Origin of the sequence: Mycobacterium scrofulaceum, from assembly GCF_001667885.1 — a bacterium.
Taxonomy (GTDB): domain Bacteria; phylum Actinomycetota; class Actinomycetes; order Mycobacteriales; family Mycobacteriaceae; genus Mycobacterium; species Mycobacterium scrofulaceum_C.
On record NZ_LZJW01000075.1, the window covers coordinates 122,424 to 141,913 of the forward strand.

Consider the following 19,490-nt stretch of genomic DNA (forward strand, 5'->3'; position numbering starts at 1 on the left):
CTTAAACCCTCTCGATGATGGTGGCGACGCCCATGCCGCCGCCGATGCACAGCGTGATCAGCGCGCGACGCGCGTTGCGGCGCTCGAGCTCGTCGACCATGGTGCCGGTGATCATGGCGCCGGTGGCGCCCAGCGGGTGGCCCATCGCGATGGCGCCACCGTTGACGTTGAGCTTCTCGTCGGGGATGTTGAGGTCCTTCTGGAACTTCAGCACCACGGACGCGAACGCCTCGTTCAGCTCGAACAGGTCGATGTCGTCGACGGTCAGCCCGGCGCGGTCGAGGACCTTTTGGGTGGCCGGGGTCGGGCCGGTCAGCATGATGACCGGGTCGGAACCGCTGGTGGCGGTGGCGACGATGCGCGCCCGCGGCGTCAGGCCCTGCGACTTGCCGGCGGCCTCGGAGCCGACCAGCACCAGCGCGGCGCCGTCCACGATGCCGGAGCTGTTGCCGCCGGTGTGGACGTGGTTGATCTTCTCGACGTAGTGGTACTTCTGCAGCGCCACGTCGTCGAAGCCGCCCATTTCGCCGATGCCGTCGAACGCGGTCTTCAGCTTGGCCAGGCCCTCCATCGTGGTGTCGGGCCGCATGTGCTCGTCGTGGTCGAGGATGACCAGACCGTTCTGGTCACGCACCGGCACCACCGACTTGGCGAAGTAACCGCCCGACCAGGCCTCGGCGGCCTTCTGCTGCGACCGCAGCGCGTAGGCGTCGACGTCCTCGCGGGAGAAGCCCTCGATGGTGGCGATCAGGTCGGCGCCGATGCCCTGCGGCACGAAGCCGATCCGGTAGTTGGTCTCGGGGTCGGTCGCCCAGGCGCCGCCGTCGGAACCCATCGGCACGCGGCTCATCGACTCGACGCCGCCGGCCAGCACCAGGTCGTCCCAGCCGGAGCGCACCTTCTGCGCGGCGGTGTTGACGGCCTCGAGGCCCGAGGCGCAGAACCGGTTGAGCTGCACCCCGCCGGTGGTCTCGGGCAGCCCAGCCACCAGCGCCGCGGTCCGGGCGATGTCGCCGCCCTGGTCACCGACCGGGGACACCACGCCGAGGATCAGGTCGCTGATCAGGTTCTCGTCGAGGTCGGGGTTGCGCCGGCGCAGCTCGTCGACCAGCCCGACGACGAGGTTCACCGGCTTTACCTCATTCAGCGAGCCGTTGCGTTGCTTGCCGCGCGGCGTGCGGATGGCCTCGTAGATGAAGGCTTCTTCGGACATGTGGAGTTCCTCTTCGCAAGTGGGTTTCGGATCCGTATTTAAGGTAGGTCCGGATACCGCACCCTAACAAAGTGCCCGGCCAACCTGTTGGTTGGGCCGAGCGCCGCTGGTGAGCGCCCGACGGTGCGGCCGGCCGCACACTCGGCTGCCAATGCGCGGCCAGCCGCACACTCGCCTCGTCGGCCACCCTAAGCTCGACCAGCATGACGGTGTCGCGACTGCGTCCGTACGCGACCACGGTGTTCGCCGAGATGTCGGCGCTGGCCGCGCGGGTCGGTGCGGTCAACCTGGGTCAGGGCTTCCCCGACGAGGACGGGCCGGCGGCCATGTTGAAGGCCGCCCAAGACGCCATCGCCGAGGGGAACAACCAATACCCGCCGGGCATCGGCGTGGAGTCGCTGCGGCGCGCCATCGCCGCCCAGCGGCGGCGCCACTTCGGCATCACCTACGACCCCGACACCGAGGTGCTGGTGACGGTCGGGGCGACCGAGGCCATCGCGTCCGCGGTGCTGGGCCTCATCGAGCCCGGCTCGGAGGTCCTGCTCGTCGAGCCGTTCTACGACTCCTACTCGCCGGTGCTGGCGATGGCCGGCGCGCACCGGGTGGCCGTCCCCCTGGTCCCCCACGGCCGCGGCTTCGCCCTGGACGCCGACGCGCTGCGCCGGGCGGTGACGCCACGCACCCGCGCGCTGATCATCAACTCGCCGCACAACCCGACCGGCACGGTGCTCAGCGCCGCCGAGCTGACCGCCATCGCGGAGGTCGCGGTCGCCGCCGACCTGTTGGTGATCACCGACGAGGTGTACGAGCACCTGGTGTTCGACCACCACCGGCACCTGCCGCTGGCCGGCTTCGACGGCATGGCCGAGCGCACGGTCACCATCTCCAGCGCGGCCAAGATGTTCAACTGCACCGGCTGGAAGATCGGATGGGCTTGCGGCCCAGCGCAACTCATCGCCGGTGTGCGGGCGGCCAAACAATACCTGAGCTACGTCGGCGGCGCGCCGTTCCAGCCGGCGGTCGCCCTCGCGCTGGACACCGAGGACGCGTGGGTCGCCCAGCTGCGCGGCTCGTTGCAGGGCCGCCGCGATCGGCTGGCCGCCGGGCTGTCCGACATCGGCTTCGAGGTGCACGACAGCGCGGGCACGTACTTCCTGTGCGCCGACCCACGCCCCCTCGGCTACGACGACAGCGCCGCGTTCTGCGCGGCCCTTCCGGAAAAGGCGGGGGTGGCCGCCATCCCCCTGTCGCCGTTCTGCGACCCGGCCGCCGCGCACGCCTCGGCACAGGCCAAGGTGTGGAATCACTTGGTGCGCTTCACCTTCTGCAAACGCGAGGACACCCTCGACGAGGCGATCAGGCGGTTGGCCGTCCTTCGGTGACCGGCCGGCTACCCGGCCGGGCCGTAGCCCTCGATCACCCGCTTCCGCAGACCCTCCAGTGCGGCATGGAGGATCTTCTTGCGCGCCCGGTTGACCCAGAACTCGGGCAGCGGCGCCCACGGTTCGACCGTGATGGTGAATCGCACCCGGGTCTTGTCGTCGCTCACGCGGCTCAGGTTGTACTCCCCGTGCTGACCGCGTTGCTGGGCGGTTTTGGCGGCGTCCCACACCATCCAGTCTGGGCCCCAGTGGTATTCGAGCAATTCGGTGTCGTGAATGCCCGTGACGGCGATGGTGACCTTCACGTGGTGCGGGCGACCGTCGGGATATTTGTCGACGACCTCCACCCGCTTGTGCACCGAGGACCAAGACGGCACGGCGTCCATGTCGGCGAGCGCCTCCAGAATCACCTCCGGGGGCGCGTCGATCACAATTTCCGACGATGCTTGAACGGCCACTGCTAATAAGTTAGCAACCGCTCAGGTGGTCCAGAAGGCAAAATGCGTGCCGCCGGCTATTCCGATTCGGCCGACCCGTTGACGTGCTTTACCAATTCACACAATCCCTTTACCGCCGAGTCGAGGACGCTTTCGCTGGCCCGCCGGACGATGAAGGCGGGCATGGGTCTACCGGGTTCGACCGTCACGTCGAAGCGCACCCGGGTCTTGTCGACGCCCTCGGGGGTGAGGTTGTACTCGACGTGCTGACCGTGCTGCTGGGACGTCCCTTTGGCGTCGTAGACCACCCAGTCGGGGCCCCAGTGATATTCCAGGATCTCCTTGTCGACGAGCCCCAGAATTTTGATGGTGGTTTTTACGTGGTGCGGCCGACCGTCGGGATAACGGTCGATCACTTCGATGTTTTTGTGGAGCGGCGACCACGACGACAGGACGCCGACATCTGTCAGCGCCTCCATGACCACTTCGGGCGGCGCGTCGACGACGAATTCGCGTGATGCTTTTACGGCCACTGAGCTCAACCTAGCAACGTCGGCCCGGGTGCGGATCGATTCGGCGTAAAACGCGGGCTACCAATCGATTTCGGCAAGGGGCGTGGTGGCCGCCGGCGGCCGCCCGACCGGTGCCGCGGGGGTGCGCGAGAAGCGCGGGCCGGGCGCGGCCTGGTCGACGCCGTGGGCGGTGATCACCGTGGACCGTGCCCTCAGGTGGTCGTCGGCCGCCGCTTCGCTCCACGTCAGCACCGGGGTGACGCACGCATCGGTGCCGGCGAACGTGGCCGTCCACTCGTCGCGCGTCCGGCTGGCGAAGCGTCGCGCGAAGGCGTCGTACATCTGCGGGTAAGACCCGACGTCGAGCTGGCCCGGCACCTCGTCGGCCGACAGGCCGAGACCGGTCAGCAACGCCGCGAAGAACTGGGGCTCGATGGCGCCGACGGACATGTACTTGCCGTCGGAGGTCTCATAGCAGCGGTAGAACGGGGCGCCCCCGTCGAGCAGGAACGACTCGCGCCGGTCCCGCAGCGCCCCAGTCGACTTCATGGTCCACATCATCTGGGCGAGCAGGCTGACGCCGTCCACCATCGCCGCGTCGATGACCTGGCCGAGGCCGGACCGCTCGCGTTCGTAGAGCGCGGCGGCGATGCCGAGCAGCACCAGCATCGAACCACCCCCGAAGTCGGCGACCAGGTTCAGCGGCGGCATCGGGGGCCGGTCGGCGTAACCCAGCGCGGAGAGCGCGCCGGTCCGCGACAGGTAGTTGATGTCGTGGCCCGCCGTCCGGGCCAGCGGCCCGTCCTGCCCCCAGCCGGTGATCCGCGCGAAGATCAGGCGCGGATTGACCGCCGCGCACGCGTCGGGACCGATGCCGAGCCGCTCGCAGGTCCCCGGCCGAAAGCAGTCCAGCAACACGTCGGCCTTGGCGGCCAAATCGAGCAGTGCCGCGGGCTGCGTCTTGACGTCGAGGTCGACGATCCGCTTCCCGCGATGCAGCAGATCGCGGTCCTCCGCCGGCATCGTCAACCCGCCGGCCGGGCGCCGCACCCGCACCACGTCGGCGCCGAGGTCGGCGAGCATCATCCCCGCGTGCGGGCCCGGTCCGATTCCGCCGAGCTCGATAACCTTCACCCCGGCCAGGGGCCCGGCGCCGCCCACCGCGACTACTTGCCCTTCTTCACTTTCAGCACCCGCTCGCGCAGCGCCTTGGTCGCGGAATCGATCGTCCCCTTCACGGCCCGTTTCAGGACGAAGCCGGGCAGTGGCACATTCGGATCCGCGAGGAGCTCGAACTTGACCAGGGTGCCGTCCCCCTGCGGTATCAGGGTGTACTTGCCGTCCTGCGCCTTCTGCTGCGAGGAACTCACCAACGTCCAACTCACCGCGTCAGCCGACCAGGTGTAGGCCACCACCTGGTCGTCGGTGATGCCGGCGACCTTCACCTTCATCTTCACCTGGCTGGGCCGCCCGTCATCGCCGGTCGACAGGATCTCCGCACTCTGATGGGGTTCGGACCACTCGGGCATCGCCTCGAAATCGGCGATGACGTCCAGGATCTCCTCGGGACTGGCTTCGATGACAATGTCGCGGGATTCTTTGAGTGCCATGGCCCGCACGATACTGAAACGGCGTGGCCCCCGGAATGAATTCGACCGAGGTACCGTCGTGCTTGTGCCTGACAACCAGCCCGTCTACACCGTCGGCGACTACCTGTTGGACCGCCTCGCCGAACTCGGCGTAACCGAGATCTTCGGCGTCCCCGGTGACTACAACCTGGAGTTCCTCGACCACATCGTCGCGCACCCGACCATCCGCTGGGTGGGCAACGCCAACGAGCTGAACGCCGGTTACGCCGCCGACGGATATGGTCGCCTCCGCGGAATGTCCGCAGTGGTAACGACTTTCGGTGTGGGCGAACTGTCCGCGGCCAACGCGATCGCGGGCAGCTATGCCGAGCAGGTGCCCGTCGTGCATATCGTCGGCGGCCCGTCCAAGGACGCGCAGGGCACCCGGCGCGCGCTGCATCACTCGCTCGGCGACGGAGACTTCGAACACTTCTTCCGCGTCAGTCGCGAGATCACCTGCGCCCAGGCCAACCTGATGCCGGCGACCGCGCGCCGCGAGATCGACCGGGTGCTGTCCGAGGTGCGCGAGCAGAAACGGCCCGGGTACATCCTGCTGTCAACCGACGTGGCCCGGTTCCCCACCGAACCGCCCGGGGACCCACTGCCCCGCTACACCGGCGGTACCAGCCCGCGCGCGCTGTCGATGTTCGTCGAGGCCGCCTCCGACCTCATCGGTGACCACCAGCTGACCGTGTTGGCCGACCTGCTGGTGCACCGGTTGCAGGTGGTCAAAGAGCTCGAATCGTTGCTGGCGGCCGACGTGGTGCCCTATGCGACGCTGATGTGGGGTAAAAGCCTGCTCGACGAAAGCTCCCCCCATTACCTGGGGATCTACGCCGGGTCGGCCAGCGCCCCCGCGGTGCGCACCGCGATCGAAGAGGCGCCGGTGTTGGTGACCGCCGGCGTGGTGTTCACCGACATGGTCAGCGGCTTCTTCAGCCAGCGGATCGACCCGGCCCGCACCATCGACGTCGGGCAGTACCAAAGCACCGTGGCCGGCGAGGTCTTCGCCCCGCTGGAGATGGGCGCCGCGCTGGAGGCCTTGGCCACCATCCTGACCCGGCGCGCGATCACGTCGGCCCCCGTGGTGTCGCCACCGGCCGACCCCCTGCCCCCGCCTCCCCCGCGCGATCAACCGCTGACGCAAGAGATGCTGTGGGACCGCCTCTGCATGGCCCTCACACCGGGCAACGTGGTCCTCGCTGATCAGGGCACCTCGTTCTACGGCATGGCCGACCACCGCCTGCCGCAGGGCGTGACGTTCATCGGCCAACCCCTGTGGGGCTCAATCGGATACACGCTGCCCGCGGCGCTGGGAGCCGGGGTGGCACATCCGGACCGGCGTACGGTGCTGCTGATCGGTGACGGCGCCGCGCAGTTGACCGTCCAAGAGCTCGGCAACTTCTCACGGGAAGGGCTGTCGCCGGTCATCGTGGTGGTCAACAACGATGGCTACACCGTCGAACGGGCGATCCACGGAGAATCGGCGCCCTACAACGACATCGTGAACTGGAAGTGGACCGACATCCCCAACGCGCTGGGGGTTGCCGATCACCTCGCGTTCCGGGTGCAGACCTACGGTGAGCTCGACGACGCCCTGATCGCCGCGGCGGAGCATCGGGACCGCATGGTGCTCGTCGAGGTGGTGCTGCCGCGGCTCGAAATCCCGCCCCTGCTGGTCGAACTCGTCCAGCCGATGTCGCCGGACGGCAGCGTTCGCCGCTAGGGGCGCTGCCTGCTCAGGGCCCCGGGCGGGTGGGGGCGCCGTTCGGATCCGATGATCGCAGCATCGCCTGGACGGTTCTCCGGCACCGCCCGCAGTCGGCGCCCGCCCCGCAGGCCTGGGCGACGTCCTTGGTGGTGCAGGCCCCGGCTTGCACCGCCTCGGTCACCGTTTGGCTGGTGACTCCGTTACACAGGCACACGAACATTCGCGCGGGCCGCTCAATCCGCCTCGATGCGCATCATGTTGGAGAATCGACCGACGAAGACCGGCGGGTAGGGCCCCACCCCGGCGCCGCTCATCCACTCGGCCGCCGCGTCGGGGTGCTCGATCCACCGCCGCGCGCTCTCTTCGTCGGGCAACTCCGACATGATCAGCACCTCGTGCTCATCGTCGAAGGCCTGAAAGATCCACGTCTTGCGGATCCCGGCCGCCACGAATCTGTCTCTGGCCGAAGCGACTTCGGCGGTGAGCGCCGAAACGTCGTGGACGGAGGCGATGGTGGCGACCACGACGCCGGGCGCCCCGGGAGCAGCCGGTGGCTCCGGGACGAACCTGTGGACGATTTCGCCGGCGAAGACCGCGGGAATATCGTCGACGCCGGCCGCATCGAACCACTCGAAGAAGACGCGCGAGCGCAGCAGCTCGACGATCGGCTCGCGACTGTGGACTCCGATCATCACCAGCACCCGGCCGTAGTCATGCGTGGAGGTGTAGACCAGGACGTGATGGGCGCCGATGTCGGCCAGCGCCGCCTGTCTGCGCTCGAGCAGCGGCCAAACCCGGCTCGGGTCGGGAACGCGATAGTCCGAAGCGATGACCATCGAATGAATGTCGCCGTCGCTCAACGGAGTTGATCCTTCATCACTTTCCCGGTCGCATTGAGCGGCAGCTCGTCGAGAAACGCGATGGATCTCGGCGCTTTGAATCCAGCCATCCGCTCCCGGCACCATATCAGCAGGTCATCCTCGGAGACCCGGGTTTTCGCAACCACAAAGGCCTTGCCGACCTGGCCGAGTCGCTCGTCGGGAACCCCGATCACGGCGGCCTGGGCCACGGCCGGGTGCTCCAGCAGGTAGCCCTCGATCTCCGCCGGGTAGGCGTTGAACCCGCCGACGATGAACATGTCCTTCTTGCGCCCGTCGATGCGCAGCCGGCCCGCCGCGTCGAGGCGGCCCAGATCACCGGTGTGCAACCACCCGTCCGTATCGATCGCCGCGGCGGTGCCCTCGGGGTCGTCGAGGTACCCCTGCATGACGCCGTAGCCGCGGACCAGCACCTCGCCGTCATCGGCGATGCGCACCTCGACCCCTTCGCAGGGCACGCCCGCGGTGGTGGCGACGTCTTCGAACGAATCTCCCGGCAGCGACAGCGTGACGTTGCCGGCCTCCGTGAGCCCGTATCCGGTCATCAGCGTCTGGAACGGCAATTCGTCATGGATGCGACGGACCAGCTCGACGGGAATGTCGGCGGCGCCGGTCACGCCGGCCCGCAGGGTCGACAGCTTGGACTTGTCGGGGACGGTGAGCAGTGAGTGGTAGAGCGTCGGAGGTCCGGGAAGCATCGTGATGCCTTCGCGCGCAATGAGTTCCACCACGGTTGCGACGTCGAACACCGCCACCGGCAGCATCGTCGCGCCCCGCAGGAACGACGTGATCAGCCCGGCCTTCAGGCCGAAGGTGTGGAAGTAGGGGTTGATCTGCAGATAGCGGTCACCCTCGCGCAGATCGGCGAGCGTCGCCCATTCCTCGTACATCCGCAGCGTTTGGCGATGGTTCATCATCGCGCCCTTCGGGCGGCCGGTCGTACCCGAGGTGAAGATGATGTCGGCGATGTCGCCGCCGCTGACCGCTCGCTCGAACGGTGAACCGCTGGACAGGAAGTCGGACTTCAGATCGATGACGGGCGTGCCCGCGGACGCGGGGTAGTCCTGGCCCAGAAAGCCCTTCTGGACCAGGACGGCCTTGACCTTGCTGCGGGCGATGATGTCGCCCGCCTCCTCCGCCTTGAACCGCGTGTTGACCGGCACCAGCACACCGCCCGCGGTGAGCAGCCCGAAGGCCGCGATGATCCACTCCGCGGAATTCGGCGCCCAGACGGCGACGCGATCACCCTTGTCGACGCCCAGCTCGGCAAAAGCGCCCGCCGCACAACGGATTCGCTCGACGATCTCGGTGAAGGTGAAGCGCAGCGGACCGTCGACGACCGCTTCCGCGTCGCCGAAGCGGTCCGCCGCGCTCAGGACCATCTCGGGGATGGTCTGCCAGTTTTGCCGGTCTGTCACACCGTGACGAGTCGAGCGAGGTTGCCGCCCATGATCTTCGCCTGGTCGTCCGTCGACAGGTGCGACAACGCCTCGATGTAATAGGTCGGCTCCGCCAGCCCCTCCGGGTGCGGCCAGTCCGAGCCGTAGAGCACCTGATCCACGCCGACGAGGTTGACCAGGTCGTCGATGCCGTCCTCGAAGAACGGGCTGACGTGAATCCGACTCTTCACCATCTCGACCGGGTCGCTCGGGAACGCTTCGGGGGCCTTACGGAAGACCTCGGCCAGGCCGTCCAGCAGCGGCGTCATCCACTTCGAACCGGCCTCGACGATCGCGACCTTCAGCTTCGGGTGGCGATACAGCGCGCCGTGGATGACCCACGAGCCCACCGCGTCCTGGATGGGCCGCCACTCGTTGAGGATGCCCATCGCGTTGGTCTGGAACGGCAACATCTCCTGCTCGGCGCCGTCCCACTCGGAGGTGTACCGCGAGTAGCCGCTGTCGCTGGAGTGCATGCCCACCAGCACGTCGTGCTCGACGACCCGCTCCCAGAACGGGTCGAACTCGGGCACCGCGAACGACCGCGGACCGCGGAAGCCGGGGACCGGCGCCGGGCGGATCAGGATGGCGCGGGCGCCACGCTTGACCGCCCACTCCAGCTCCTCGATCGCCTTTTCGACGATCGGCAGGGTGATGACCGGCGTGGTGAAGATGCGGTTCTGGTAGTTGAAGCCCCAGACCTCGTCCAGCCACTCGTTCAGCGCGTGGACCAGAACGTGGATGGCGACCGGGTCGTCACGCAGCCGCTCCTCCAGGAGGCTGGCCAGGGTCGGGAACATCAGGGTCTTGTCCAGGCCCAGCTCGTTCATCGTCTCCAGGCGTGGGCCGGGCTCGAAGAACGCCGGGATCGCGCGCATCGGCTCGCCGAACAGCTCGCGCTTGCTCTTGCCCTCGGGGTTGCCGTACTTGAAGTACTCCTCCCAGGCGCCGGGCCTGGCGACGACCTCGAAGGTCGGGTTGGGAATGTAGTTGCTGATCTGGCCGCGGATGGCGATCTTGGTGCGACCGTTGATCTGCACGTACTGGACGTAGTCCTTGTACTCCTTGGGCAGGAACTTGGTCAGCGCCTCCGGCGGCTCGTACAGATGGTTATCGGCGTCAAAGATCGGGAACGGGACGTCCACCCTGTGCGACAACTGGCCCATGAAATCCTCCTTCGCGAATTATGAGAATACTATTCTCAAGAGGCTCCGGACCGCAACGGGGCCCCGGTGATCGCGGCGAAAGACCCGGTCAGCAAGTCACAACGATTTTGAACGTCGCGGAGGCGGGCTCACTGGGTTTGTCGGCCTTGTACCCGTTGGCGGTGCCGCTGAGGGTGAATTTGTCACCGGTCACGCTCAGGTCGGCGCTGCCGCCGTCACCCCGGGAGTACATCCCGCTGAACCCGCCCAGGTTTTGGATGCGCACGGACTCGGCCGTCGCGGGTTGGGCATTTTCGTCGATGATGATCTTGGCTCCGGCGAAGTTGCCGCCGATGTCGATCGTGCGGGTCCACTGCAACTGGCCGCACTTGACGATGTGGAAGGTCCGATCGTTGCCGTCGACCGTCACCGATGCCGTGCTGGAGATCTGAGTGGGTGGTCGCGACGCGCATCCCGCAAGTACTGCAACGGCCAGTGCCGCCGCCACCGCGGCCGCGCTTCGATTCGGCACCGAGCACCCCTGTCTTCGTTGACGATAGCCCTTCGGCCTGCAGCGACGATGTTATTGTCGCACCGAGAGAACGCCAATATCGTGCATTCTCATCCGAGGAGCGATAAACGCATGGTGGACCTGGAGATCGACGACGGGTTGGCGGTGCTGACCATCGATCGCCCGCAAGCGCGCAATGCCATCGCGCTGGACACCATGCAGCAGTTGGAGAAGGCGCTCGATGCGGCGGCGGGCGCCAAAGCGTTGGTGATCAAGGGCGCTGGTGATCGGGCTTTCGTGTCCGGCGGTGACCTCAAGGAGTTGCGCGCACTGCGGACCGAAGAGGATGCCGCGGCGATGGCCAAGCGGATGCGAGCGATCTGCGACCAATTGGCCAGCTTCCCGGCGCCGGTGATCGCGGCGCTGAACGGTCACGCCTTCGGCGGCGGCGCCGAGGTTGCGGTCGCCGCCGACATCCGGCTGGCGGCCGACGACATCAAGATCGCGTTCAATCAGGTCGAGCTGGAGATCATGCCGGCGTGGGGCGGCGCCGAGCGGCTGGCCGCGCTCGTCGGAAAGAGCCGTGCGCTGTTGTTGGCGGGCACCGGAGCTGCGCTCACGGCGGCCGAGGCCGAACGGGTCGGCCTGGTCGATCGGGTACTGCCGCGCGCGGAGTTCGACCAGGGATGGCAATCGGTCGCGAGGTCGCTGGCCCGGCACCCGGCAACCGAGATTAAGCGCGTAATCAGCGGGATTTCGGCCGACGAAGCGATAGCATCCTTTGCGCGGCTATGGGTTGCCGACGCACACTGGCGGGCCGCGGAGCGAGTCATGAACCGCACCACGAGTGCGGGTCGGGCAGCCGGAGGAGTGAGATGACGGGCAGACGGTTGGGCGTGGGAGCCGCGACGCTGTCGGCGGTGTTGGTCGGTGTGACCGGTCCGGTCGTGAGCGCCGCGCACGCCGTGGCCGACCCGGCGATGCACCACGTCACGTACACCGTCACCGCGCAAAACCCGATCTACACCGACATCTATTACCTGGACCACCAGCCGGAGAAATTCTCCGACTACAGCCACAACCCCTACTCGTTCACACCGCACGTCGATGTCGATCTCGGCCCGGGCAAACCGTGGAGCTTCGACCTGGACATGTCGAACCCCGGTGACTACGCGATGGTTGTGGCAAGCACGGGCACGGAGCCCGGCACGCCGGGGCTTCACTGTGACCTGGCGGTGGACGGAGCCGTCGTCGTATCCAAGGACGGCCCCAAAGGCGTGCTCTGCTCGCTGCGCAACTGGTGAACCACCCAGGTCGGCGGGACATCTTCGATGGGCCGCGGCTCGCCCTCTAGGCGACGCAGGTATTTCTCGACCAACTCCACGGTCTCGGCGTGACCGCCGGACATGCCGATTGCCTGCTCGAGCACCAGCATTCGCGACAAGCTGCTCATCAGCACCGTCCAGACCACCGCGGGCACATCGTCGTTCTCGGCGCCGTAGCGCTGCAACGCCGCGGCCACCGCTTTGCGCTCCTCCTCGCGAAAACGCTCGGCGTAGTAAGCGATTTCGCGCCGCATGTCTTTGCGATGGTTGGCCAGCGCCATGAATTCCATCGAGATCCGGGTGAACGCCGGGTCGGTGCCGAACCGCCAGAGCGCCCACAATGGTTGCGGCGACTGCAGCAACCGGGCCTGCGCCTGCAGCCCTTCGTCGGCGCGGCGGCGGAAGACCTCCAGGAACAGCTCCTCCATGGTGCGGAAGTAGTAGTGCACCAATTGCGGTTTCAGCCCGGCCTTGTTCGCGAGGCGGCGCGACGTCACGGCGGCATAGCCCTCTTCGAGCATCAGCTGCTCGGCCGCGTCGAGCAGCAGGCCGCGATTCTTCGCGTCCGGCGCTCCGATCCGGCGGGCCGCGGAAGCAGATGTCATGCCGTCACTCCATGCTCTCGAGACTCCGGTGTCGACCTAGTCAGATCGTAGCCAGGTCAGCGCGGTGCCTCGGCGTTGCGACCTTGACCCTGACATTACCGCCATGCTAAGCAGGTGCTCAGCACATTTTCGGTTTCCGAATCGCGCGGCCCACAGCCTGCCGCCGAACCCAGCCGGTAATCCAAGCCCAGGGAGACGCAATCCGATGAGCGATTACGAGTCGATCGACTTCTTCACCGACCCGTCTCTGGTACCCGATCCGCACCCCTACTTCGATTACCTGCGCAGTCAGAACCCGGTGCTGCGCCTGCCGCACTATGGCGTCATCGCGGTGACCGGCTACGACGAAGCCTGCGAGATCTACAAGGATCCCGACACGTTCTCCAACATCGTCGCGCTGGGCGGGCCGTTCCCGCCGCTGCCGTTCACGCCCGAAGGCGACGACATCAGCGTCCAGATCGATGCGCACCGCAGCTCTTTTCCGATGAACGAACACATGGTCACCATGGATCCGCCGGACCACACCAGGGCGCGGTCCGTGCTGGCCAAGCTGCTGACCCCGAGCCGGCTGAAGCAGAACGAGGAGTTCATGTGGCGCCTCGCCGACCGTCAGCTCGACGAATTCCTGAGCAACGGCGAGTGCGAGTTCATCGCCGAGTACTCGAAGCCCTTCGCCACGTTGGTGATCGCCGACCTACTCGGCGTCCCCGAGGAGGATCACAAGGAGTTCCGCACCGTCTTGGGCGCCGACCGCCCGGAGGCGCGGGTCGGAGCCCTCGATCACCAGTCGGTCGGCATCAACCCGCTGGAGTGGCTCGACGACAAGTTCTGCAACTACATCGAGGACCGTCGGCGCGAGCCCCGCAACGACGTGCTGACGTCGCTCGCGTCGGCGAAGTATCCGGACGGCTCGACGCCCCCGGTCATCGAGGTGGTCCGTTCTGCGACGTTCCTCTTCGCCGCCGGCCAGGAGACCACCGCCAAGCTGCTCAGCGCCGCCCTGCAGGTGCTCGGCGATCGGCCGGACATCCAGCAGCAGCTGCGCGAGGACCGCAGCCTGATCCCCGGGTTCATCGAGGAATCGCTGCGGATGGACAGCCCGGTCAAGAGCGACTCGCGACTGGCCCGCAAGGCCACCACCGTCGGGGGCGTCGACATTCCCGCCGGCACGGTGGTGATGGTTCTGCCCGGCGCCGCGAACCGCGATCCGCGACGGTTCCAGAACCCGCACGAATTCGACTTGCGGCGCAAGAACGTTCGCGAGCACATGGCCTTCGCCCGGGGTGTTCACTCCTGCCCGGGCGGTCCGCTCGCGCGCGTCGAGGGCCGCGTCTCGATCGAGCGCATCCTGGACCGGATGCCCCACATCGAGATCAACGAAGCGCATCACGGGCCGGCCGCCGAGCGGCGCTACACCTACGAGCCGACGTACATCCTGCGGGGCCTGAGCGAACTGCACCTCACCTTCACCACCGCCGACGCGGTCGCGGTCGCGGGCTGACTCAAAGGCTGGTGCCGACGAAGTAGCAGCTGAGCAGCGCGACGCCCATCAGCAGCACCCACGCGTCGGTGAGCCGGCACAGCAGCGCGGGAGCGTTTCGTACCTCCATGAATTCGCGAAAGATGATGCGCACCTTGACGAGTGCGATCACGATAACGCTCGACGTGACCACCGCACTGGATTTCAGCGTCCCGGCCTGGCCCGCGGAGTGGTCCAGCCACAGGTAGCCGAGGGTGAGTGCGGCCAGGATCACCCATACCGCCAGCAGTCGTTTGTTGAATTTGATCGGAGATCACCTCACCACGTAGAGCAGCGCGAAGATGAGCACCCACAGGAAATCGACGGTGTGCCAGTAGGTAGCGCAGGTTTCGACGAGTTGCTGGGTTTCCCGGCCGTCGTGCGCCTTTCGTGTCGTCGCGCGAAGTTGATAGACGATGACGCCGAGGGCGACGAAGCCGATCAGCAGGTGCACGAAGTGAATGCCGGTGAGGAAGAAGTAGTAGGTGAAGAAGTCGTTGCTGTCGAATCCATTGCCCATGCGCACCAAGCGGGCCCACTCGAACACCTTGACGAAGAGGAAGACCGCGGCGAACGCGGCGGTGATGAACACGTCCCGCAGGGCCGCGCGGAAGGCGCCCGCCCGGGCCGACTGGACACACCGCGCCACCGACCACGAGCTCAGCAGCAAGACCAGGGTGTTTAACACCCCGACCCGCAGGTCGAGCTGCGACTGCGCATGCAGGAACAGGTCGGGATTGCGGGCGCGGTAGAAGAGATAGAAACCGAAATAGCCGGTGAAGACCGATGTTTCGAAAAGCACGAACGCCCACATGTCCGGCTGTCCCGGCACGAACCTGGCACGTTGCTCGGCCACGTCGGTCATCACGCGGCCACCATTTCCCGATCGCGCTCCGGGAGGGGCCCGGTGCCGAAGTCCTCGCGCCGGATCATCCGGAACAGCATGACGATGAAAGTGACTTGGTAGACACCGAACACGACCATGTCCAGCCACCACGCGATTTGACCGTTCCATGCCAGCACGCCGCGCTGGAATATCCAGCACGGTGCCACCACGACCTCGGTGAGCGCATTGCACAGGTTGAGATAGCCGAACCACTTGGGGAAGACGCGATTCGTGTCGAGCAGGATCGCGACCATCCAGATCAGCGAGCCGATCAGGAAGACGCCCATGGTTCCGTCGAAGGACAGGAAGGCGAAGTCGTAGAGCCAGCCGACCGCTTCGGGGTCGCGCTCGGGGCGGAGCGTCCCGACGATCAGCGCGATGTTGAGCAGCAACATGCCGGGAATAGCGCTGAGCGAGTAGATGATCAAGTACGAGTACGCGAACGCCGGGCTGACCGACATCCGTCGCATCGAATAGGCGATCAGTGCGTTGTTGATCGCGATCATGCCGCTGATTGCGAAGATGACGCCGAACCCGACGGGTATCCCGAGGTGGCGTTCGGAAAACCAGTGAACCTGCGTGGCGAGGTCCCAGGTCGGCTGCGGCGGCGGCTGAACTTGGGCCACGATGAAGAACATCGGGAAGAACAGGCCGTAGAACACCATGAGGATCGCCCACGCCAACCACAGTTCTCGCTTGGGGTCGCGCCGGAGATGCCAGCCGATTCGTTGATGCAGGGGTCCCGAAGGTGGCGTGCCCGGGGATGCCTGCGGTGTGACAACCGCGCTCATGCATCCACCAATTCCTCAGTAGTTCTCGGGTTTTCGGCCCGCTCGCGATAGATCGCCCGACCCAACACGACGCCCATCACGACGATCCAGACCGCGATCGCGACGTTCTTCACCCAGAACGACAACAAGCCGTCCCAGGCCAGCGGGCCCGTCAGGCTCGTGCCGACGAACGCCGCGGGAACCAGCGCGGCGGCCACCGCCAAGTTGAAGTAGGCGACCCAACGGCTGAAGACCGGGCGCGGCTGATCGTCGAAAAAGATTGCCAGGGCTAGGATCACGCTCTGTCCGATCAGGAAAGGAACCAGAATCGTGAACGTGATCCAGGCGAAATCGTTGAGCAACTGGGTCAGCTCGGGGTTGCGTTCGGTGCGAAAGGCGGCCAGTAGCCAGCACACGTTCGCAACGAGGAAGAGGGTCGGGCCGGCCGCGACGCAGCCCAGCATCGCGTAGGCAAAAATCGGCGTCCGGTGCGCCATCCTGCGGATCTGCAAGACGATCAGCGCCAGGATCGGCACCAGGCACACGCCGAACCAGTTGAACAAGATCATGCTGTAGCGGATCTCCGGGAGGTGGGCCGGATCGCGATAGAACGCGGCCACCTGTTCCGCCGGCATCGTCGGCGACATCGGCGGATTGAAGCCCGGAAACAGGAAGAATGCGGCGACCCAGAGGATCAAGGCCACCGGCAACGTCCAGAGCAGGATCACTTCACCGTCTGTCCGCCTCAGCGCGTCTCGCCTCAACCCCGGGCGCCGTGCCTCGCCAGCCTCGACGTCGGACATCGGACCCTCCCCTACGAGATCGCCAGCCTGCACGCGGTTAATCTGCGAGGCTAGCCGATCGGCTAGCCTCGCACAAGAGAGTCGTCTAGTCTCGGTGCGTGGGAACAGCACGGCGACCGGTCACCGGTGAGCAGTTCTGGCTGGTCGAGCACAGCCCGGCCCGGACGCGGGTCCTCGATGCCGCGTTGGATCTATTCGCCGCCCACGGTGTCAGCGGCACGTCGCTGCAGATGATCGCCGATGCCGTCGGCGTCACGAAAGCCGCCGTCTACCACCAATTCCGAACCAAAGAGCAGATCGTCATCGCGGTGACTGAGCGCGAACTCGGCCGACTCGAGCCGGCGCTCGAAGAGGCCGAAGCGTACGACGACGGCCCGCAAGCACGAGATGCCTTGCTGGTGCGCGTCATTGAGATGGCCGTTCGTGACCGCCGGTTGGTGCGCACGCTGCAATTCGATCCCGTGGTCGTCCGATTGCTGGCCGAACACAAGCCGTTTCAAGTCTTCATGGACCGTCTTTATCGGGTGCTGCTGAGCGATGCGGGCCTGGATGGGCGGATCGAGGCGGCCATGTTCTCCGGCGCGCTCAGCACCGCCGTCATGCATCCGCTGGTTACCGACATCGATGACGAGACGTTGCTCGCCAGGGTCACCGACTTGAGCCGGCGCCTGCTCGGTCTGCCCCGGGACGGGCCCGGCTGACCGGAAACGCTGTGGCTACGTGTCCGCGCGGACCCAACTCGCTATGCCGTCGTGAGCAATACAAATCAGGAACAGACCGTCAGGTGCCTGCGCGACGTAGTTCAGGTAGTTCTGGCAGTTTGCGTTCTCCTCCTTGACCCCCGCCATCGGAGGTGAGCGGAACCAACGCGGCTGGTACCTCCTCGGCGAGCCGCAGAACATCAAGCGTCCGGGCTCCGAGGCGAACGAGACATAACCGTCGGCGACGCCGAAGGCGTAATAGGTGGTGTTGTCACACGGCGCGCCCAAAACCTGATGCGGCATGATCCCCGGGGTGCAGGCGGGGTAGTCGCAGACCGTCGGCCCCGCGAAGGATGGCGGCGCCGCCAGCAGACCGGCGCCGACCAACGCGGCTGCCATCGCCACGATGAATCGCACCCAGTTACTTTGCCACACGCGAAAAGAAAATTCTCCTGCTTGGAGAAGATGACGCAGGGCGAACGGTCATCGAGGCCGAGCCGCCCGACAAGGCGCCGTGCCGTGACCGAACGACCGAGCATTTCCGCATGTGAGAGGTACGAAAGCGGCCGCCGGTAAGGCCGTTAAGCCCGGGCCGGAGTGATAAGCTCCTTCTCCGTGCACGATCCGGAGGGCCCTGGCGCCGAGCCTTGCGATGACTCCGGCGCCGCGCTCCCCGTCGCGGAAGTAGACCCGGACGACGAAGTTGCCAAGGCTGAAGCGCGCGCCGCGGCGGCTCGGGCGCGCCTGGAAAGCCTGCGCGGGGCAGCCGAAACCGGGGACGCCAAGGACGACGCCCACGACGTCGAGCAGCGATCCGCAACGTCCACCCGGAAGCGGTTACGTTTGTCGCGGCGACCCAGGCGGCCACGGTGGCTACGGCGCCCAGGGCGGAAGACCGTAGCCGCCGGCATCGGCATCGTTCTCTTCTCCACTTCTCTCGCCGCGAGCGGCTACATGCTGTGGCAGCATCACGCCGCGTTGCATAATCGCCAACTCGCCGCGGAGTTCAGTGCAGCCGCCCGGCAAGGGATTACGGCCTTCATGTCGATTGACCCCGATCATGCCAAGGAGAGTGTCCAGCGCGCCATCGATGCCTCCACGGGCGACCAGAAGGACCAGCTCTCCGTGCTGTCGCCCCTGATGGTCAAGAGGGTCGAGGAGACTAAGGTCGGCGCCAAGGTCACCATCGAAGCCGTCGCCGTCCAGTCGTTTGGCGACAATTCCGGAGTAGTGCTTGTGGCGGCGAAAACCGATCCCATTGGGCCGGATACCGCCAAACCGCCGCCCGCCTTGTTTCGGCTCAGCGTCAATATGGACCGCGACGGCGGCCAGCTCAAGATGTCGAAAGTTGAATTCGTGCGATGACTGTCGAACCCGGCTCGCCGCCGGACGGGACCGCAGAGTCGATTGATGGCGCCCATACTTCACCCGACGACGAGGACGGACTGGCGCCCGCAGGAGTGGGATCGGCGCGCTTGCACCGGCTGGCGGAGGCCCGGCGCAGGGCCCGCCGGTATTCGGCAAGGTGGCGTTCGATCGCCGCGACTACGTTGGTTGTTGCCGCACTGGGAGTCGCTGCCGGCGTGTACTTTATCGTGTACCGGCCGGATCAGCAGGTCGCCGATGTGGCGGCGCACCGGGCGATCCAGGCAGCGTCAGATGGCGCCGTGGCGGTGTTGTCGTATTCCTATGAGCATTTGAACCGCGATTTCAGCAACGCGAAGTCACATCTCACCGGCGACCTTCTGGCGTATTACAGCAAATTCAGCGATGATGTCGTCGCGCCGACGGCGCAGAAGGGACAACTGACGGCGTCGGCCAAAGTAGTTCGGGCCGCAGTCTCGGAATTGCATCCCGATTCGGCCGTCGTGCTGGTTTTCGTTGACCAGACGACGAAAAGCGAGCAAAAGAAGGATCCCGAAAACACGCAGAGTAGCGTCCTGGTCACGCTGTCGAAAGTCAACGGCTCCTGGCTGATCGCGAAATTCGACCCGGCCGGATGAGCGCTGCTGATCTTGCGTTAAG

At 66.4% G+C, this 19,490-nt stretch carries 23 protein-coding genes and 1 pseudogene; 8 read left to right on the forward strand and 16 right to left on the reverse strand.

Annotated elements, in window-relative coordinates:
* Nucleotide 1 precedes the first annotated feature (1 nt).
* Nucleotides 2–1,213: an acetyl-CoA C-acetyltransferase gene (locus tag A5681_RS11005; RefSeq protein ID WP_067273603.1), complete on the reverse strand. Its 1,212-nt coding sequence runs from the start codon at nt 1,211–1,213 to the stop codon at nt 2–4.
* Between the two features lie 203 nt (nt 1,214–1,416).
* On the opposite strand from A5681_RS11005, the pseudogene A5681_RS11010 reads away from it, so the two are divergent.
* A pseudogene (locus A5681_RS11010) lies at nt 1,417–2,608 on the forward strand (pyridoxal phosphate-dependent aminotransferase); the annotation flags it as partial.
* On the opposite strand, the gene A5681_RS11015 reads toward A5681_RS11010, so the two are convergent.
* The 4 genes from A5681_RS11015 to A5681_RS11030 are packed head-to-tail and all read right to left on the reverse strand — an operon-like array spanning nt 2,604 to nt 5,154.
* Entirely contained in the window at nt 2,604–3,053 is a 450-nt protein-coding gene (locus A5681_RS11015; protein WP_082968309.1) for an SRPBCC family protein, read from the reverse strand. The pseudogene A5681_RS11010 and the gene A5681_RS11015 sit on opposite strands and share 5 nt — an antisense overlap.
* A 56-nt stretch (nt 3,054–3,109) precedes the next feature.
* Nucleotides 3,110–3,565, reverse strand: a complete 456-nt coding sequence (locus A5681_RS11020) for an SRPBCC family protein (RefSeq protein WP_067273611.1) — start codon at nt 3,563–3,565, stop codon at nt 3,110–3,112.
* A gap of 57 nt (nt 3,566–3,622) precedes the next feature.
* On the reverse strand, nt 3,623–4,705 hold the full coding sequence (locus A5681_RS11025) for a CaiB/BaiF CoA transferase family protein (RefSeq protein WP_067273614.1): 1,083 nt from the start codon (nt 4,703–4,705) through the stop codon (nt 3,623–3,625).
* Between the two features lie 5 nt (nt 4,706–4,710).
* Complete coding sequence (locus A5681_RS11030; protein WP_067273620.1) at nt 4,711–5,154, reverse strand: SRPBCC family protein; 444 nt, start codon at nt 5,152–5,154, stop codon at nt 4,711–4,713.
* Between A5681_RS11030 and A5681_RS11035 the strand changes: the two genes are divergently transcribed.
* On the forward strand, nt 5,153–6,898 hold the full coding sequence (locus A5681_RS11035; protein WP_419866311.1) for an alpha-keto acid decarboxylase family protein: 1,746 nt from the start codon (nt 5,153–5,155) through the stop codon (nt 6,896–6,898). The genes A5681_RS11030 and A5681_RS11035 overlap by 2 nt on opposite strands.
* A gap of 13 nt (nt 6,899–6,911) precedes the next feature.
* Here the strand turns inward: A5681_RS11035 and A5681_RS26475 are convergent, their stop codons facing one another.
* The 5 genes from A5681_RS26475 to A5681_RS11055 form a co-directional block, all read right to left on the reverse strand.
* Entirely contained in the window at nt 6,912–7,103 is a 192-nt protein-coding gene (locus A5681_RS26475) for a (2Fe-2S)-binding protein (RefSeq protein ID WP_082968310.1), read from the reverse strand.
* Between the two features lie 13 nt (nt 7,104–7,116).
* Nucleotides 7,117–7,743, reverse strand: a complete 627-nt coding sequence (locus A5681_RS11040; RefSeq protein ID WP_067273624.1) for a fatty-acid--CoA ligase — start codon at nt 7,741–7,743, stop codon at nt 7,117–7,119.
* Complete coding sequence (locus A5681_RS11045; RefSeq protein WP_067274092.1) at nt 7,740–9,143, reverse strand: FadD3 family acyl-CoA ligase; 1,404 nt, start codon at nt 9,141–9,143, stop codon at nt 7,740–7,742. The genes A5681_RS11040 and A5681_RS11045 overlap by 4 nt, the downstream gene beginning before the upstream one ends.
* Before the next feature lie 32 nt (nt 9,144–9,175).
* The gene (locus tag A5681_RS11050) at nt 9,176–10,366 is read right to left on the reverse strand and encodes an amidohydrolase family protein (protein WP_067273628.1); all 1,191 of its coding nucleotides are present in this window, start codon (nt 10,364–10,366) and stop codon (nt 9,176–9,178) included.
* An 88-nt stretch (nt 10,367–10,454) separates the two neighbouring features.
* Nucleotides 10,455–10,877 carry a lipoprotein LpqH gene (locus A5681_RS11055; protein WP_067273632.1) on the reverse strand — a complete coding sequence of 141 codons (423 nt, stop codon included), beginning with the start codon at nt 10,875–10,877 and terminating at the stop codon, nt 10,455–10,457.
* 111 nt (nt 10,878–10,988) lie between these two features.
* Between A5681_RS11055 and A5681_RS11060 the strand changes: the two genes are divergently transcribed.
* Entirely contained in the window at nt 10,989–11,735 is a 747-nt protein-coding gene (locus tag A5681_RS11060) for an enoyl-CoA hydratase/isomerase family protein (RefSeq protein WP_067273636.1), read from the forward strand.
* Between the two features lie 41 nt (nt 11,736–11,776).
* Nucleotides 11,777–12,160, forward strand: coding sequence for a hypothetical protein (locus A5681_RS11065; RefSeq protein WP_419866314.1), 384 nt, complete (start codon nt 11,777–11,779; stop codon nt 12,158–12,160).
* Here the strand turns inward: A5681_RS11065 and A5681_RS11070 are convergent.
* Entirely contained in the window at nt 12,076–12,786 is a 711-nt protein-coding gene (locus A5681_RS11070) for a TetR/AcrR family transcriptional regulator (protein WP_067273645.1), read from the reverse strand. The two genes, A5681_RS11065 and A5681_RS11070, sit on opposite strands and share 85 nt — an antisense overlap.
* A 205-nt stretch (nt 12,787–12,991) precedes the next feature.
* On the opposite strand from A5681_RS11070, the gene A5681_RS11075 reads away from it, so the two are divergent.
* Complete coding sequence (locus A5681_RS11075; RefSeq protein ID WP_067273649.1) at nt 12,992–14,287, forward strand: cytochrome P450; 1,296 nt, start codon at nt 12,992–12,994, stop codon at nt 14,285–14,287.
* 1 nt (nt 14,288) lies between these two features.
* Here A5681_RS11075 and A5681_RS11080 read toward each other — a convergent pair whose 3' ends face one another.
* The 4 genes from A5681_RS11080 to A5681_RS11095 are packed head-to-tail and all read right to left on the reverse strand — an operon-like array spanning nt 14,289 to nt 16,764.
* The gene (locus A5681_RS11080) at nt 14,289–14,573 is read right to left on the reverse strand and encodes a cytochrome C oxidase subunit IV family protein (protein WP_067273653.1); all 285 of its coding nucleotides are present in this window, start codon (nt 14,571–14,573) and stop codon (nt 14,289–14,291) included.
* A 6-nt stretch (nt 14,574–14,579) separates the two neighbouring features.
* Nucleotides 14,580–15,170, reverse strand: a complete 591-nt coding sequence (locus A5681_RS11085) for a cytochrome c oxidase subunit 3 family protein (protein ID WP_067273657.1) — start codon at nt 15,168–15,170, stop codon at nt 14,580–14,582.
* Nucleotides 15,170–15,982, reverse strand: coding sequence for a hypothetical protein (locus A5681_RS11090; protein ID WP_067273660.1), 813 nt, complete (start codon nt 15,980–15,982; stop codon nt 15,170–15,172). The genes A5681_RS11085 and A5681_RS11090 overlap by 1 nt, the downstream gene beginning before the upstream one ends.
* Nucleotides 15,979–16,764: a hypothetical protein gene (locus A5681_RS11095; RefSeq protein ID WP_067273662.1), complete on the reverse strand. Its 786-nt coding sequence runs from the start codon at nt 16,762–16,764 to the stop codon at nt 15,979–15,981. Before A5681_RS11095 ends, A5681_RS11090 begins: the two co-directional genes overlap by 4 nt.
* Nucleotides 16,765–16,862: 98 nt before the next feature.
* Between A5681_RS11095 and A5681_RS11100 the strand changes: the two genes are divergently transcribed.
* Nucleotides 16,863–17,465, forward strand: coding sequence for a TetR/AcrR family transcriptional regulator (locus A5681_RS11100; RefSeq protein ID WP_067273666.1), 603 nt, complete (start codon nt 16,863–16,865; stop codon nt 17,463–17,465).
* Nucleotides 17,466–17,480: 15 nt separating this feature from the next.
* On the opposite strand, the gene A5681_RS11105 is transcribed toward A5681_RS11100, so the two are convergent.
* On the reverse strand, nt 17,481–17,864 hold the full coding sequence (locus A5681_RS11105) for a hypothetical protein (protein WP_197498574.1): 384 nt from the start codon (nt 17,862–17,864) through the stop codon (nt 17,481–17,483).
* Between the two features lie 216 nt (nt 17,865–18,080).
* Here A5681_RS11105 and A5681_RS11110 point away from each other — a divergent pair, with 216 nt between their 5' ends.
* A complete protein-coding gene (locus A5681_RS11110; protein ID WP_067274100.1) occupies nt 18,081–18,830 on the forward strand; it encodes a hypothetical protein in 750 nt (249 codons plus the stop codon).
* Nucleotides 18,827–19,468: a hypothetical protein gene (locus A5681_RS11115; RefSeq protein ID WP_067273669.1), complete on the forward strand. Its 642-nt coding sequence runs from the start codon at nt 18,827–18,829 to the stop codon at nt 19,466–19,468. Before A5681_RS11110 ends, A5681_RS11115 begins: the two co-directional genes overlap by 4 nt.
* The last annotated feature ends 22 nt before the right edge of the window (nt 19,469–19,490 follow it).